16 protein-coding genes are annotated in these 15,964 nt (G+C 53.0%); 12 read left to right on the top strand and 4 right to left on the bottom strand.

Translation table 11 applies throughout. From position 1 onward, the window contains the following. Positions 1-7 precede the first annotated feature (7 nt). On the top strand, positions 8-1,432 hold the full coding sequence (gene proY / locus BV494_RS12080) for a proline-specific permease ProY (protein ID WP_192938000.1): 1,425 nt from the start codon (positions 8-10) through the stop codon (positions 1,430-1,432). Between the two features lie 107 nt (positions 1,433-1,539). Here the strand turns inward: proY and ggt are convergent, their stop codons facing one another. From ggt to BV494_RS12065, 3 genes are all read right to left on the bottom strand, one after another. Beyond that, the gene (gene ggt / locus BV494_RS12075; RefSeq protein WP_104923095.1) at positions 1,540-3,303 is read right to left on the bottom strand and encodes a gamma-glutamyltransferase; all 1,764 of its coding nucleotides are present in this window, start codon (positions 3,301-3,303) and stop codon (positions 1,540-1,542) included. A 265-nt stretch (positions 3,304-3,568) separates the two neighbouring features. Then, on the bottom strand, positions 3,569-4,171 hold the full coding sequence (locus BV494_RS12070) for a peroxiredoxin C (RefSeq protein WP_013576674.1): 603 nt from the start codon (positions 4,169-4,171) through the stop codon (positions 3,569-3,571). A 222-nt stretch (positions 4,172-4,393) separates the two neighbouring features. Next, positions 4,394-4,975: an ACP phosphodiesterase gene (locus tag BV494_RS12065; protein ID WP_104923094.1), complete on the bottom strand. Its 582-nt coding sequence runs from the start codon at positions 4,973-4,975 to the stop codon at positions 4,394-4,396. Between the two features lie 135 nt (positions 4,976-5,110). Between BV494_RS12065 and queA the strand changes: the two genes are divergently transcribed. From queA to secF, 5 genes are all read left to right on the top strand, one after another. Next, positions 5,111-6,181 (top strand): tRNA preQ1(34) S-adenosylmethionine ribosyltransferase-isomerase QueA, encoded by a 1,071-nt coding sequence (gene queA, locus BV494_RS12060; RefSeq protein WP_104923093.1) that lies wholly within the window; start codon positions 5,111-5,113, stop codon positions 6,179-6,181. A 114-nt stretch (positions 6,182-6,295) separates the two neighbouring features. Next, positions 6,296-7,420, top strand: coding sequence for a tRNA guanosine(34) transglycosylase Tgt (gene tgt, locus BV494_RS12055; RefSeq protein WP_104923092.1), 1,125 nt, complete (start codon positions 6,296-6,298; stop codon positions 7,418-7,420). A 163-nt stretch (positions 7,421-7,583) separates the two neighbouring features. Continuing rightward, positions 7,584-7,916: a preprotein translocase subunit YajC gene (gene yajC, locus BV494_RS12050; RefSeq protein ID WP_104923091.1), complete on the top strand. Its 333-nt coding sequence runs from the start codon at positions 7,584-7,586 to the stop codon at positions 7,914-7,916. Positions 7,917-7,943: 27 nt separating this feature from the next. Further along, entirely contained in the window at positions 7,944-9,791 is a 1,848-nt protein-coding gene (gene secD, locus BV494_RS12045; protein ID WP_104923090.1) for a protein translocase subunit SecD, read from the top strand. A gap of 10 nt (positions 9,792-9,801) precedes the next feature. Further along, positions 9,802-10,773, top strand: coding sequence for a protein translocase subunit SecF (secF, locus tag BV494_RS12040; RefSeq protein ID WP_104923089.1), 972 nt, complete (start codon positions 9,802-9,804; stop codon positions 10,771-10,773). Positions 10,774-10,854: 81 nt separating this feature from the next. Here the strand turns inward: secF and BV494_RS12035 are convergent, their stop codons facing one another. Beyond that, complete coding sequence (locus BV494_RS12035; RefSeq protein WP_104923088.1) at positions 10,855-11,430, bottom strand: DUF3251 domain-containing protein; 576 nt, start codon at positions 11,428-11,430, stop codon at positions 10,855-10,857. Between the two features lie 161 nt (positions 11,431-11,591). Between BV494_RS12035 and nrdR the strand changes: the two genes are divergently transcribed. From nrdR to pgpA, 6 genes are all read left to right on the top strand, one after another. Then, on the top strand, positions 11,592-12,041 hold the full coding sequence (nrdR, locus tag BV494_RS12030; protein ID WP_104923087.1) for a transcriptional regulator NrdR: 450 nt from the start codon (positions 11,592-11,594) through the stop codon (positions 12,039-12,041). Positions 12,042-12,050: 9 nt separating this feature from the next. Then, positions 12,051-13,199: a bifunctional diaminohydroxyphosphoribosylaminopyrimidine deaminase/5-amino-6-(5-phosphoribosylamino)uracil reductase RibD gene (ribD, locus tag BV494_RS12025; RefSeq protein ID WP_104923086.1), complete on the top strand. Its 1,149-nt coding sequence runs from the start codon at positions 12,051-12,053 to the stop codon at positions 13,197-13,199. Positions 13,200-13,337: 138 nt separating this feature from the next. After that, positions 13,338-13,808 carry a 6,7-dimethyl-8-ribityllumazine synthase gene (gene ribH, locus BV494_RS12020; protein WP_104923085.1) on the top strand — a complete coding sequence of 157 codons (471 nt, stop codon included), beginning with the start codon at positions 13,338-13,340 and terminating at the stop codon, positions 13,806-13,808. Positions 13,809-13,828: 20 nt separating this feature from the next. Then, positions 13,829-14,242 (top strand): transcription antitermination factor NusB, encoded by a 414-nt coding sequence (nusB, locus tag BV494_RS12015; protein WP_104923084.1) that lies wholly within the window; start codon positions 13,829-13,831, stop codon positions 14,240-14,242. Positions 14,243-14,408: 166 nt separating this feature from the next. Then, the gene (gene thiL / locus BV494_RS12010) at positions 14,409-15,395 is read left to right on the top strand and encodes a thiamine-phosphate kinase (protein WP_104923083.1); all 987 of its coding nucleotides are present in this window, start codon (positions 14,409-14,411) and stop codon (positions 15,393-15,395) included. Positions 15,396-15,457: 62 nt separating this feature from the next. Beyond that, positions 15,458-15,946 carry a phosphatidylglycerophosphatase A gene (pgpA, locus tag BV494_RS12005; protein WP_104924782.1) on the top strand — a complete coding sequence of 163 codons (489 nt, stop codon included), beginning with the start codon at positions 15,458-15,460 and terminating at the stop codon, positions 15,944-15,946. Positions 15,947-15,964: the final 18 nt, after the last annotated feature.

The following is a 15,964-nucleotide window of genomic DNA, read 5'->3' as shown; positions in this document are numbered from 1 at the left end:
AATGCACATGCAGCAAGAAGCTGAACAACCAACAGAGCAAAAAGAAGCGCCAGGCACGAAGCTAAAACGTGGCCTGACAACGCGCCATATTCGCTTTATGGCACTGGGCTCAGCCATCGGTACAGGATTGTTTTACGGGTCTGCCGATGCCATCAAAATGGCCGGGCCAAGCGTGCTGCTGGCGTATCTGGTCGGCGGGATTATCGCGTTTATCATCATGCGTGCTCTGGGCGAGATGTCCGTCCATAACCCGCAAAGCGGGTCGTTCTCCCGTTATGCGCAGGATTATCTCGGGCCGATGGCCGGGTACATCACCGGCTGGACGTATTGTTTTGAGATCCTGATTGTCGCGATTGCCGATGTGACGGCGTTCGGTATTTACATGGGCGTGTGGTTCCCGGATGTACCGCAATGGACCTGGGTACTGAGCGTGGTGCTGATTATCGGTGCTATCAATCTGGTCAGCGTGAAGGTGTTCGGTGAGCTGGAGTTCTGGTTCTCCTTCTTCAAGGTGTTCACCATCATCATCATGATTATTGCCGGTTTCGGCATTATCTTCTGGGGCATTGGCAACGGCGGACAGGCGACCGGTATCCACAATCTGTGGACCAACGGCGGCTTCTTCAGCCAGGGCATCATGGGCACGATCCTGTCGTTGCAACTGGTGATGTTTGCCTATGGCGGTATCGAAATCATCGGTATTACCGCCGGTGAAGCGGAAGACCCGAAAAAATCCATTCCGAAAGCCATCAACTCCGTTCCGCTGCGTATTCTGGTGTTCTACGTGGGTACGCTGTTTGTGATTATGTCGATTTTCCCGTGGAATCAGGTGGGTACGCAGGGCAGCCCGTTTGTGCTGACGTTCCAGCATATGGGCATTGCGGCGGCTGCAACCATTCTGAACTTCGTGGTGATCACCGCGTCTCTTTCTGCAATTAACAGTGACGTGTTCGGCGTGGGTCGTATGCTGCACGGAATGGCAGAGCAGGGGCAGGCGCCTAAAATGTTCAGCAAGGTTTCGCGTCTCGGTACGCCGTGGGTCACGGTTCTGGTGATGATGGCGGCGCTGCTGGTGGCGGTTTATCTGAACTACATCATGCCGTCCAATGTCTTCCTGGTGATTGCTTCTCTGGCGACTTTTGCGACCGTCTGGGTGTGGATCATGATCCTGTTCTCCCAGATTGGATTCCGTCGCAAGCTCAGTAAACAGCAAATCAAAGAGCTGGAATTCCCGCTGCGCGGCGGCGTTTACACCTCGGTTTTCGGGATCATTTTTCTGGTGTTTATCATCGGTCTGATTGGTTATTTCCCGGATACCCGCGTGTCGCTGTATGTCGGTCTGATTTGGGTCGTGGTACTGCTGGTCGGTTACCGCTTCAAATTGCGTAACGACCGTAAGAAAGCCGCGCTGGCGCTCAGCCACAAAGCGTAAGCAAGCACTTACCTTCCGGTAAAGAAAAGCCCCCGAGATCTCAGCGATATCGGGGGCTTTAAAATTTAAGGGTATCGTTACCCTAAATCATTCGGGCTGTATCAAGCTTAATAGCCTATAGCTGCACCGGCTGGACGTCGCACGTCATTCGCGCCGTACAGATAGCCTTCACGGACTTTCCCCGAAACCGCCGAGTCGTTGCCTGAGTTCACCGGCGTCACGCCCGCAGCGCCCGGTAAACCGACAAGAATCAGCTCCGTTGCGCCCCACGGCGTTTGCTCAACCATTTTATATCCCATTTTTTGCAGGATATTCAGGCTGTCCTGAGAAACACCGCGTTGCTCGTAATACACTTCGTCCGGCAGCCACTGATGATGAATGCGCGGCGCATCGACCGCTTCCTGCGGAGGCATTCCGTGGTCAATCACGTTCAGCGCAGTTTGCAGCGTGATGGTGATGATGCGTGAACCGCCCGGTGAACCCAGAACCATGAAGATTTTACCGTCTTTCGTCACCAGGCTCGGGCTCATTGACGATAGTGGGCGCTTACCGGGGGCGATGGCATTTTTCGTTCCCTGCACCAGACCGTAGAGATTTTTCTCGCCGACTTTTGTTGTGAAATCATCCATTTCGTCGTTCAGGAAGAAGCCGGTTCCCGGCGCAATCACCACGGAACCAAAGCGGCCATTGACGGTGTAAGTGGTGGACACGGCGTTGCCCATTTTATCGACGATGGAATAGTGGGTCGTTTCCGGTTTCTCGTGCGGTTCCATGCCCGGCTGAACCTGCGTGGAAGGCGTTGCTTTATCCGCTTCTATTTTCTTACGGATTTCTTCGGCGTAGCTTTTACTGACCAGGCGGTCGATCGGGTTTTTCACAAACTCCGGGTCGCCGAGATAAGTATTGCGATCCATGTAGGCGTGGCGCATGGCTTCCGTGAGGACGTGAATAGACGCCGCTGAGTTGAAGCCCATGCTTTTCAGGTCGTAGCCTTCAACGATGTTGAGGATTTCACACATGGTCACGCCGCCGGAGCTCGGAGGCGGTGCTGAAACAAATTTGTAGCCGCGATAGCTGCAAGTAATTGGCGTGTCTTCCGTCACTTTGTAACTGGCGAAATCCGCTGCGGTCAGGATGCCGCCACCTTTCTTCGATGCGGCTTCGACAGCCGCCGGAATTTTTCCTTTATAGAAAGCATCCGGCCCGTGTTTAGAAATAGATTCGAGCGTATTGGCTAAATCGGTCTGCACCAGTTTGTCGCCAGGTTGCAGGGCGCTGCCGTCCTTACGCAGAAAAATGCGGGCGGCTTCCGGGTCTTCTTTAAAGCGTTTAACCGTTGTATCAAGAATATCGGTATCCGCGCGGGTCAGTACAAAACCCTGACGTGCCAGCTTAATCGCCGGAGCCATGACCTGCTGGCGGGTCAGTTTGCCGTATTCCTTCTGCACGGTGTCCATCCCCAGTACGGTTCCCGGCACGCCTGCAGCCAGATAGCCGTAAAGGCTGGCTCCTTTTTTCACATTGCCGTCGGCATCAAGATACATATTGGCGCTGGCGGCAGCGGGCGCAGTTTCACGAAAATTGATAAATGTGTCTTTTCCATCAGCAAGATGCACCGTCATGAAGCCACCGCCGCCGATATTGCCACAACATGGGTTGACGACGGCCTGCGCGTAACCGACGGCCACGGCGGCATCAATGGCGTTTCCGCCCATTTTCAGAATATCGACGCCGACCTGTGAGGCAAGATATTGCGAGGTGACGACCATTCCGTTTTTGGCTTCGACCGCCGGATTAGATGCCGCGTACAGCGGGAGGCTGGTCAGCATTGCCAGTGCGAGGACTGATTTTTTCCATGGATTCCGTAACATTCAAACTCCTGTTTATACCCTGTCTTTTAGAGTCATAACCTTCAGGTTATTGTGTGATAACGCTTTTTTAATGGCGATGTTGTTCCGTTCGCCGGAGAAATTTATGCAAAGCGCACGCCATTCTGGCGATAACCGGACGTTTTTAGCGTAGACGTAAATGAGAGGAAACGAGTCGGTGAGGCGGGAAAATGTGATCGGGACAAATCCGGTGCAAAAAAACGGCCAGCTAAGCTGACCGTTGATAACCGTTAAATCCGTGAAGGGATTACAGGTTTGAAGCGTTTTCAGACAGGTATTTAGCCACGCCATCCGGAGATGCGCCCATGCCTTTTTTGCCTTTTTCCCACTGAGCCGGGCACACTTCGCCGTGCTCTTCGTGGAATTGCAGCGCGTCAACCATACGCAGCATTTCGTCGATGTTACGACCCAGTGGCAGATCGTTCACGACCTGGTGACGAACAACGCCTTCTTTGTCGATCAGGAAAGAGCCGCGCAGTGCAACGCCAGCGTCCGGATGTTCGATACCGTAGGCTTTCTGAATTTCGCGTTTGATATCAGCAACCATGGCGTATTTAACAGGACCGATACCGCCTTTCTCAACCGGCGTGTTACGCCATGCGTTGTGAACGAACTCGGAGTCGAAGGAAACACCAACAACTTCTACGCCACGATTCTGGAATTCTTCGTAACGGTGATCGAAAGCGATCAGTTCAGAAGGACAGACAAAAGTGAAGTCCATTGGCCAGAAGAAGATAACAGTTGGTTTGCCTGCTGTGTGTTTCTTGAAGTTGAAGTTTTCAACTACTTCGCCGCTACCAAGTACTGCTGCTGCGGTAAAGTCAGGGGCTGGGCGAGTTACCAGAACCATAAATTACTCCTTTAAGACCCTTGAGGGTGTCGTAGGTGAGAGGAAAGGGTGAACAAAACGACTGCCAGTATAGGGGCAAGGCTCGGGTGAATAAACCCCTTCAGACCAATCAATCAGATAGTATCCGGCTATCAGTCTTTGACGTAAGTCCCAACCTTCTTTAACAACAAGATCTTGTTTTGCAGGGAATTGTGTTCCCGCTCACAATTTTCTGGCGGTGCCTCAGAGCTGGCGATCTTTCGCCTGTTGCATCATGACCGGATAAAATTGCCAGAATAATTGTTCAAGTGCGTCGTAATTGAGTTCGATATCGTGAAAAGAACCGCTCAGCGCGCTGAGTTTCGGACGGCGATTTGCCATGCCCTGCAGGACTTCGCCGATAAACGGCAGAACGGCATAACGCTCCAGCCAGCGCTGCGGCCAGATGTAGTTGTTCAGGTTCTGGAAACGTTCCGGCATGCCGGGAAGTTGCGGCTCGATTTCCTGCTGACAGGCGGCAATAAACGCTTCCAGCGGCTGTTGCGGATGCAGGGAATCCCAGTGGCGCGAGAGGAAGTGATCCCAGACCACATCGAGCGTAATCGGCGAGACGCGACGGAAATCATCACGAAAATAGCTGCGGGCAATTTTCACTTCAGGCAGGGAATCGGTCATGACATCGACGCGTCGATGCATGCGGATCCCGCTGACAATTTCCGGGCTGTATTGCCCGTCAGGATTACCGCGAACGAAATCCGCCAGCAGATTACCCAGCAGGGAACTGTCGGCTAAAGATGCTAACTGGAGGTGGGCTAAAAAATTCATCGGGCGAGTATAACGCAGGAAAGTTGATCCCTGACAGAGCAGCGGGTGCCTTTCTTCGCGCATAAGCTTGCAGGGGATGCCCCGTCCCACTAGACTAAGCCGCCTGTTTTTGTCGTTAAAGTGAAGTGAAAAACCATGCGTGTTGCCGATTTTTCTTTTGAACTCCCGGAATCCCTGATTGCCCGCTATCCGCAGACCCAGCGCAGCGGCTGTCGTTTGTTGTCTCTTGACGGGCCGAGCGGTGAGTTAACGCACGGCGTGTTCACCGATATTCTCGATAAAATCCTGCCCGGCGATCTGCTGGTTTTCAATAATACCCGCGTGATCCCGGCACGTGTCTTTGGCCGTAAAGTCAGCGGCGGTAAAATTGAAGTGCTGGTTGAGCGTGTGCTCGATTCGCACCGCGTTCTGGCGCACGTTCGCGCGTCGAAATCGCCAAAGCCGGGTGCTGAACTGCTGCTGGGTGATAACGAAGACATTAAAGCCACAATGGTGGCGCGTCACGACACCCTTTTTGAGCTGCAATTTAATGAAGACCGTGATGTCTTTACACTGCTCAACGAAATCGGGCACATGCCGTTGCCGCCTTATATTGACCGTCCGGATGAAGACGCTGATCGTGAACTGTATCAGACGGTTTACAGCGAACGTCCGGGCGCGGTTGCCGCACCGACCGCCGGTCTGCACTTTGACCAGCCGCTGCTGGATGCGCTGAAAGAAAAAGGTGTTGAGCTGGCGTTTGTCACGCTGCACGTCGGCGCGGGGACGTTCCAGCCGGTGCGCGTTGACGCCATCGAAGACCACATCATGCACGCTGAGTACGCCGAAGTGCCTCAGGAAGTGGTGGATGCGGTTCTGGCCTGTAAAGCGCGCGGCAATAAAGTGGTGGCCGTGGGCACCACGTCAGTTCGTTCGCTGGAAAGCGCGGCGAAAGCCAGTGAAGACGCGCTGATCGCGCCCTTCTTTGGCGATACTAAAATCTTCATTTATCCGGGATACCATTATCAGGTTATTGATTGCCTGATTACTAATTTCCACCTGCCAGAATCGACGCTGATCATGCTGGTGTCGGCGTTTGCCGGATACAAAAATACCATGAATGCTTACCAACAGGCGGTGGCAGAGCAGTACCGTTTCTTCAGTTATGGCGATGCGATGTTCATCAACCGTAACCCGCTGGCACCCCAGGAAGTGGTGGGTCAGTAACCCAGAATCAGCAGTTAACGGCCCGGACGCACTCGGTGCATTCGGGCTTTCTTTTCCGGGCGTCATGCCACGGACTTAACCTCATCAGACTGTTTCTCTGATGCTGGAGGCAATGTGAAGTACGAATTAAGCACTACCGACGGCCGCGCGCGCCGTGGACGTCTGGTCTTTGAACGTGGCGTGGTGGAAACCCCGGCATTTATGCCTGTGGGCACTTACGGCACCGTCAAAGGCATGACCCCGGAAGAAGTGAAAGAAACCGGCGCACAGATTTTGCTGGGCAACACGTTCCACCTGTGGCTGCGTCCGGGTCAGGAAATCATGAAACTGCACGGCGATCTGCATGATTTCATGAACTGGCACGGCCCGATCCTTACCGATTCCGGCGGCTTCCAGGTCTTCAGCCTGGGGGCAATGCGTAAGATCAAAGAAGAGGGCGTGCATTTCCGCAACCCGATCAATGGTGATCCGGTGTTCCTGAGCCCGGAAAAATCCATGGAGATCCAAAACGATCTCGGTTCTGACATCGTGATGATCTTCGATGAATGTACGCCTTATCCTGCTGACTGGGATTACGCAAAACGTTCGATGGAAATGTCTTTGCGCTGGGCACAACGCAGCCGCGATCGCTTCAACGAGTTGAATAATAAGAATGCTTTGTTCGGGATTATTCAGGGAAGCGTTTACGAAGATTTACGAGATGTATCATTAAAAGGGCTGGTAGATATCGGCTTTGATGGTTACGCTGTGGGCGGTTTGGCGGTAGGCGAGCCGAAAGAAGACATGCACCGTATCCTTGAGCACGTCTGCCCGCAAATCCCGGAAGACAAACCCCGTTATCTGATGGGCGTGGGTAAACCGGAAGATCTGGTTGAAGGCGTACGTCGCGGTATCGATATGTTTGACTGCGTCATGCCAACGCGTAATGCGCGTAACGGCCACCTGTTTGTCACCGACGGCATCGTAAAAATCCGTAACGCCAAACATAAAGATGACACCTCGACGCTCGACGAACACTGTGATTGCTACACATGTCGCAATTATAGCCGTGCCTACTTGCATCATCTCGACCGTTGCAACGAAATTCTCGGTGCGCGGTTGAATACCATCCATAATCTGCGCTATTACCAGCGTCTGATGGCCGGTTTACGCCAGGCTATCGAAGAAGGTAAATTAGAGCAGTTTGTGACAGATTTCTACGAGGGCAAAGGCAAGCCGGTTCCGCCTTTAAACTTCTGATTTCTTTGTCGTGCCGGCATCTCCTCAAGGGGGTGCCGATTTTATAATTTGTTGAACCGGCATTTTGGGGTATTGTGCGAGACGTTTCATCGCCAGACACCGGCCTGGATCATCGTTATTTTTTACAACTATTTTGCTTCACAACAACAATGAGGGAATTTAAATGAGTCTTTTCATTTCCGATGCTGTCGCAGCGACTGGCGCAACATCACAGGGAAGTCCTTACTCTCTGGTTATCATGCTGGTGGTATTCGGTCTGATTTTCTATTTCATGATCCTGCGCCCGCAGCAAAAGCGTTCTAAAGAACACAAAAAACTGATGGATTCCATCGGTAAAGGTGACGAAGTCATGACCACGGGTGGTTTGATCGGTCGCGTAACGAAAGTGGCTGAAACCGGCTACGTGGTTATCGCACTGAACGACACTAACGAAGTGATGATCAAGCGTGACTTCGTGGCAGCAGTTCTGCCAAAAGGCACGATGAAGTCTATCTAATTTTCGATTTTCCCGAAGGGAACTGCCGTGTTAAACCGTTATCCTGCGTGGAAGTATCTGATGTTGATCGTTGTGATCATCGTCGGGCTGCTTTATGCACTTCCCAACCTTTATGGTGAGGATCCGGCTGTTCAAATCACTGGTGCTCGGGGTTCCGACGCCAGTGCAGCAACGCTGGACCAAGTCCGTAACGAATTAGATCAAAATAAAATCCAGAGCAAATCTATTGCCCTGGAAAATGGCGCTATTCTAGCCCGTTTTAAAGATACGGATGTTCAGCTTCGCGCTCGTGAAGTGCTGACAACGGCTCTGGGCGACAAATTTGTGATTGCACTTAACCTGGCTCCGGCAACGCCGCGCTGGTTGAGTATGCTGGGTGCCGAGCCGATGAAGCTGGGCCTCGACTTACGTGGTGGCGTTCACTTCCTGATGGAAGTGGATATGGATACCGCGTTAAGCAAGCTGCAAGAACAAACCATGGATAACATGCGCAGTGATTTGCGCGACAAGAATATCCCTTATGCCACGGTGCGTAAGCTCGACAACTATGGCGTTGAAGTGCGCTTCCGTGATGCTACGACCCGCGATGCGGCCGTCAGCTATCTGAGCCCGCGTCACCGCGATTTAGTGATCACCAACAGTGGCGATACCGCTATCAATGTGGTGATGACTGATGCCCGCCTGAATGAGGCGCGTGAGTATGCCGTTCAGCAAAACATCACCATCCTGCGTAACCGTGTAAACCAACTGGGTGTGGCCGAGCCGCTGGTACAGCGTCAGGGCGCAGACCGTATTGTGGTTGAGTTGCCAGGTATTCAGGATACTGCCCGCGCTAAAGAAATTTTAGGCGCAACGGCAACGCTGGAATTCCGTCTGGTTAACACCAATGTGGACGCCTCTGCGGCGGCAACAGGCCGTGTTCCGGGTGACAGTGAAGTGAAAAATACGCGTGATGGTCGCCCGGTTGTTCTGTACAAACGTGTGATTCTGACCGGTGACCATATCACTGACTCGACATCCAACATGGATGAATACAATCAGCCGCAGGTTAACATTTCTCTCGACAGCGCTGGCGGTAACGCCATGTCTAACTTCACCAAGGACAATATCGGTAAACCGATGGCCACCCTGTTTGTGGAGTACAAAGACAGCGGTAAGAAAGATGCGAATGGCCGTTCGATTCTGGCGAAACAAGAAGAAGTTATCAACGTCGCGACGATTCAGTCACGTCTGGGTAACAGCTTCCGTATCACCGGGGTGAGCGATCCGAATGAAGCCCGTCAGCTCTCTCTGCTGCTGCGTGCCGGTGCTCTGATTGCGCCAATTCAGATTGTTGAAGAACGTACCATCGGCCCGACCTTAGGTATGGAAAATATCAAGCAAGGTCTGGAAGCCTGTCTGGCAGGACTTGCGGTCTCAATTATCTTCATGCTGTTCTTCTATAAGAAGTTTGGCCTGATTGCGACCTCTGCGCTGATTGCTAACCTGGTGCTTATTGTGGGGATCATGTCCCTGATACCGGGCGCAACACTGACCATGCCGGGGATTGCGGGTATCGTATTAACCCTTGCGGTCGCAGTTGATGCCAACGTACTGATTAATGAACGTATTAAGGAAGAACTTAGTAACGGACGTTCAGTACAGCAGGCTATCGAGGAAGGTTACAAGGGCGCGTTCAGCTCCATCTTTGATGCCAACGTCACGACGCTCATCAAGGTTATCATCCTGTATGCCGTCGGCACCGGGGCAATTAAAGGCTTTGCGATTACAACCGGTATCGGTGTAGCGACGTCAATGTTTACCGCAATCATCGGTACCCGTGCCATCGTAAACCTGTTGTACGGCGGCAAGCGCATCAAAAAGCTGTCTATCTGAGGAGTGCGTTGTGGCACAGGAATATACTGTTGAACAATTAAACCATGGCCGTAGAGTCTATGACTTTATGCGCTGGGATTACTGGGCTTTCGGTATCTCTGGTTTCCTGTTGATCCTTTCTATCGCCATTATCGGTGTGAAAGGTTTTAACTGGGGTCTGGATTTCACCGGCGGAACGGTCATTGAAATCTCGCTGGAAAAACCTGCGGATCTGGACGTGATGCGCGCAGCGCTTGAGAAATCAGGCTTTGCAGATCCGCTGGTACAGAACTTTGGTAGCAGCCGTGACATCATGGTACGTATGCCACCGACTCAGGGTGAAACCGGCGGCCAGGTTCTGGGTACCAAAGTTCTTAGCGTGATTAACGAAACGACCAACCAGAATGCTCAGGTGAAACGCATCGAGTTCGTCGGGCCGAGCGTAGGGGCTGATTTAGCGCAGAACGGTGCTATGGCGCTGTTAGTGGCGTTGATCGCTATCCTGATTTACGTTGGTTTCCGTTTCGAGTGGCGTCTGGCCGCAGGTGTGGTTATCTCGCTTGCTCACGACGTTGTGATCACGATGGGTATTATCTCGTTGTTCCATATCGAGGTTGACCTGACTATCGTCGCATCGCTGATGTCGGTTATCGGTTACTCGCTTAACGACAGCATTGTGGTATCGGACCGTATTCGTGAGAACTTCCGCAAGATCCGTCGCGGGACGCCTTACGAAATCTTTAACGTGTCCTTGACCCAGACGTTGCACAGAACATTAATCACATCCGGTACGACGTTAGTCGTGATCCTGATGTTGTATCTGTTTGGTGGTGCAATGCTCCGTGGTTTCTCACTGACTATGTTGATTGGCGTTTCAATCGGTACGGCTTCATCAATTTACGTTGCTTCGGCGCTTGCCCTGAAACTGGGTATGAAACGTGAGCACATGTTGCAGCAGAAAGTGGAAAAAGAAGGTGCAGATCAGCCTTCGATTCTGCCGTAATCTGCCGGTAGCGTAGAAAGCAAAAACCCCGCAATATGCGGGGTTTTTTTATGCCTGAATTTTATCTGCTGATATCAGGTTTTACTTCGCCGGAACCGGCGCTGTGGCCTGAGCGGGTTTCTGCGTGGCGACAAAGTTGTGCAGATGAACGAAGCCCAGTGTTTCGACCGTCACCTGATCAAGCTTCACGTCCACCGTTTTCACCGGCCCCGGTAATAAGTCTGGCTCGACTGTAATGGTCTGGGTTTGCATATCCACGGTCAGCGGCTTGCCGGTCACCGGATCCAGCTGGCCCCAGTTCAGTGTGGCGGTAAACGCCGGCAACGGCTGTCCTGCATTGTTTTTGATCTCTAATACGGCCTGAACGCCGCTGGCATCCGGGGCGATGCGAGTCAGTTCGAGACTCAGTTCGCCAATTTCAGTCTCCACCAGCGCCGTGCTTTTCGCCGCCGGAAGCAAATAAACCCCGTTAGTGGACTGTCGGTTCAGCGTAGTTTGCTGTTCCAGCGCTGTCGCCAGAACGGTCAGACGGGAGAGCTTTTGGTTAAGCTGAACCAATTCGGCTTTCAGTTCCGGTAAATTAGGATTTTGCTGCGCGCAGCCCGACAGACTTAATAATGTGGCACAGGCCAGTAAGAGGCGGGGAGGTTTTGTCATATCAGAGATTTCCTTTCATCGGCCCGTTGAAACATTCTTTACGGGCACCAATATAAGATGAGTAAGTTTAACCTGATGTCTATGAAAGTAGCGACAGCCTTTGTTGTCGGCACACTTCGGGGTAAACTGGTGTCCAATTATGCCCGCTGTCAGGAAGTGCTATGCATTGCCCATTTTGTGCCGCTGTTGATACTAAAGTCATCGATTCCCGCCTGGTAGGTGATGGATCTCAGGTCCGCCGACGCCGTCAGTGTCTGGACTGCCATGAACGTTTCACCACTTTTGAAGTGGCGGAACTGGTGATGCCGCGCGTCATTAAAAGCAATGAAGTTCGTGAACCTTTCAACGAAGACAAGCTTCGCAGCGGTTTTCTGAAAGCGCTGGAAAAAAGACCGGTCAGCTCTGATGATGTCGAAACCGCCATCAGCCACATTAAATCGCAGTTACGCGCCACCGGTGAACGTGAAATTCCTGCCAAAATGATTGGAAATCTGGTAATGGATGCCCTGAAAGGGCTCGATAAAGTCGCCTATATCCGCTTCGCATCGGTTTATCGCAGCTTCGAAGATATCCGTGAATTTGGCGAAGAGATTGCCCGTCTTCAGGACTAAGGAAAGTTAATGCTCCCCGAACAGCCTGCTGATAATTCTTCTGCTGAGTCACACCGTGATGAACGTTTTATGGCGCGCGCTTTTGAGCTGGCGCGTCGCGGACGTTTCACTACCACACCTAATCCGAACGTCGGCTGCGTGATTGTCCTTCATGGCGAAATCGTCGGTGAAGGCTATCATTTGCGTGCCGGTGAACCGCATGCCGAAGTTCATGCCTTACGCATGGCGGGTGAGAAAGCCAGAGGTGCGACCGCATATGTCACGCTCGAGCCGTGTAGCCATCACGGGCGCACGCCGCCGTGTGCAGATGCATTGCTGGCCGCAGGCGTTACCCGCGTGGTCGCGGCGATGCAGGATCCCAATCCGGAAGTCGCGGGTCGGGGATTATACCGCCTCAAGCAAAATGGCGTTGAGGTCAGCCACGGTCTGATGCATCCGCAGGCGGAAGCCGTCAATCTCGGTTTCCTCAAACGTATGCGCACCGGTTTTCCTTACGTGCAACTTAAAATGGGCGCGTCGCTGGACGGCAGAACGGCAATGGCGTCGGGCGAAAGCCAGTGGATCACTTCCGCTGCGGCACGCGCTGACGTTCAGCGTTTTCGCGCTGAAAGCTCGGCCATTCTGAGCACCAGCGCGACGGTGCTGGCCGATAACCCGTCACTGACCGTGCGCTGGGACGAACTGGGCAGCGAGGTGCAGGCGGTATATCCGCAGGAAAATCTGCGTCAGCCGCTGCGCGTGATCCTCGACAGCCAGAATCGCGTCACACCACAACATCAGCTGGTGAATTTACCCGGCGACGTACTGCTGGCGCGTCTGGAGACTGACACGCAAATCTGGCCAGAATCCGTCGAACAATGGCGCGTGCCCGGTCGTGACAATCGTATTGATCTGGTTCTGCTGATGATGCAACTGGCGAAACGCCAGGTAAACGCCATCTGGGTAGAAGCAGGCGCGCAACTGGCCGGAGCCTTATTACAGGCGGGTCTGGTTGATGAATTAATCGTTTATATGGCACCGAAACTATTAGGTCATAATGGCCGCGCGCTGTGTGAACTCCCCGGCTTAACGCATCTGGCCGATGCCCCTGAATTTTCTTTCAGCGATGTCAGGCAAATTGGCCCGGATTTACGTTTGCGCCTGAAGCCGGTGTACTAAGCAACGCGTACTGAGAGATTTACGCCTCTCTGTCTGAATGGGTTTGAAAAGCGCATGTCCAGACAGGGTAATTTTATGATAGAATCCGCCCCCCTGCGGCAGGGGTTAGAAACTCCTGAACCCACTTTAAGGAAAACTATGAACGTTATCGAAGGTGCTGTAGCCACGCCGAACGCGCGCGTAGCGATCGCGATTGCGCGTTTTAATAATTTCATCAACGACAGTCTGCTGTCAGGCGCTGTTGATGCGTTGAAACGTATCGGTCAGGTCAGCGATGACAACATCACCGTAGTCTGGGTCCCTGGCGCATACGAATTGCCTCTGGCAGCGCGTGCACTGGCTGAAAGCGGTAAGTTCGACGCCGTTGTTGCGCTCGGCACTGTGATCCGCGGGGGCACTGCCCACTTTGAATTCGTAGCGGGCGAATGCAGCTCTGGCCTGGCCAGCGTTGCAATGAACAGCGAAATCCCGGTTGCCTTTGGTGTGCTGACAACAGAAAGCATCGAACAAGCCATTGAACGCGCAGGGACAAAAGCCGGTAACAAGGGTGCAGAAGCTGCACTGACCGCGCTTGAAATGATTAATGTTATCAAGGCTATTAAGGCCTGAATCTAGTTAAGGGGAAATCCGTGAAACCTGCTGCTCGTCGCCGCGCCCGTGAATGTGCCGTCCAGGCGCTTTACTCCTGGCAGTTGTCGAAAAATGACATCGCCGATGTTGAATTAGAATTCCTGACCGAGCAGGATGTCAAAGACGTAGACATTGCCTATTTCCGCGAACTGCTGTCTGGTGTGGCAAACAGTGCAGAGAAACTCGATGCATTGATGGCGCCATACCTGTCCCGCCAGTTGGATGAATTGGGCCAGGTGGAAAGAGCGATTTTGCGTCTGGCTCTGTATGAGCTGAGCAAACGCCAGGACGTCCCTTACAAAGTGGCGATCAACGAAGCTATCGAACTGGCTAAAACCTTCGGTGCTGAAGACAGTCACAAGTTTGTCAACGGTGTGCTGGACAAAGCGGGCCCGCACATTCGTAAAAAATGATCGTCAAATAGAGTCAGCGGCACTCATAAATGGCGACAGTCATTTTTGGTGCAATACTGACTCTGTTGATAATCTGGTGATGTCACCTCGCTTATCCTCTGTGTGACACCCCTTTTTAAGGCCGGGCTTCCGGCCTTAAGTCATTCTAACGATTTGGAATTGTGCTATGTCATGCGGCGAATTTGATGTCATCACTCGCTACTTCAACAGGTTCAGAACCGCCCGACAAGATGTTCAGTTAGGTATTGGTGATGATTGTGCCTTACTGACGGTGGGCGAAAAGCAACTTTTAGCCGTCAGTACTGACACTCTGGTTGAAGGCATCCATTTTCTCAAAACGATTTCACCGGCCGACCTCGGCTACAAAGCGCTGGCTGTAAACCTCAGCGATCTGGCTGCGATGGGCGCTGATCCTGCCTGGGTATCGCTGGCACTGACGCTTCCGGAAGTGAACCCGGACTGGTTGCAGGCGTTCAGTGACAGCCTCTTCGACCAGCTTAACTATTACGGCATGCAGCTGATCGGCGGTGATACCACCCGTGGTCCGCTGAGCATGACGCTGACCATTCAGGGGCTGGTTCCCGTCGGTCGCGCATTAACACGCGGCGGCGCAGGCGTCGGAGACTGGATCTTCGTTACCGGTACGCTGGGCGACAGTGCGGCGGGTCTGGCGCTCCTTCTTGACGAGCTGAATGTCAGCGATACCCCGACCCGCGATTTCCTGCTGAAACGCCATCTGCGTCCGTCACCCCGCGTTTTGCAGGGGCAGGGATTGCGTGATTTAGCGACCTCAGCGATCGACCTGTCCGACGGGTTGATTTCTGATCTTAAACATATACTGAAAGCCAGCGGATGCGGCGCACGTTTAGATCTCGATGCAATTCCGCTCTCAGATGCTGTGAAGTCGGTCGCAGACCCTGAACAGGCGCTGAAATGGGCGCTGACGGGCGGCGAAGATTACGAACTGTGCTTCACCGTACCGGAAATCAACCGTGGCGCGCTGGATGTTGCACTCAGCCATCTCGGTGTTGGTTTTACCTGTGTCGGGCAAATTGCTCCGCTTTCAGAGGGCCTCAAATTTATGCGTTCCGGGGCCGTCGTTGAGCTTGAATGGCAGGGGTTCGATCATTTTGCCGGTAAGGAGGCGTTGTGAATATCAGCCGTAAAAAACGCCCTGCCAGGTATAAAGGAAAAACCGGTGATCCGGTGCAGGACATGGCGGCGGCGAAAAAGCGTCTGAACCTGCGCAATCCGTGGCACTTACTGGCAACCGGTTTCGGCAGTGGTTTATTTCCTGTCGGGCCGGGAACCGCCGGTTCTGTTGCAGCGATTCCGTTTTGGATTGTGATGACTTACCTGCCGTGGCAGGTCTATTCCATGATTGTCATGTTCAGCATCTGTATTGGTGTTTATCTGTGTAAACAGACGGCGAGGGATATGCGGGTACATGACCACGGCAGCATCGTGTGGGATGAATTTGTCGGGATGTGGATCACCCTGATGGCAATCCCCGTGAATGACTGGCGCTGGGTGCTGATCGGATTTATCGTTTTCCGCGTGCTGGATATCTGGAAACCGTGGCCGATCCGCTGGTTTGATCGCAACGTTCAGGGCGGAATGGGGATCATGATTGATGATGTGGTCGCCGGTGTTCTGGCTGCCGCGATGATCTATCTGGTGGGGCATCACTGGCCGTTGTTCTGAGCTGATGTGATGCGATTG

The sequence above is a fragment of the Rahnella sikkimica genome (assembly GCF_002951615.1).
Lineage (GTDB): Bacteria > Pseudomonadota > Gammaproteobacteria > Enterobacterales > Enterobacteriaceae > Rahnella > Rahnella sikkimica.
The sequence above is the reverse complement of the archived record's forward strand: the minus strand, read 5'-3'. Positions and strand labels throughout refer to the sequence as shown.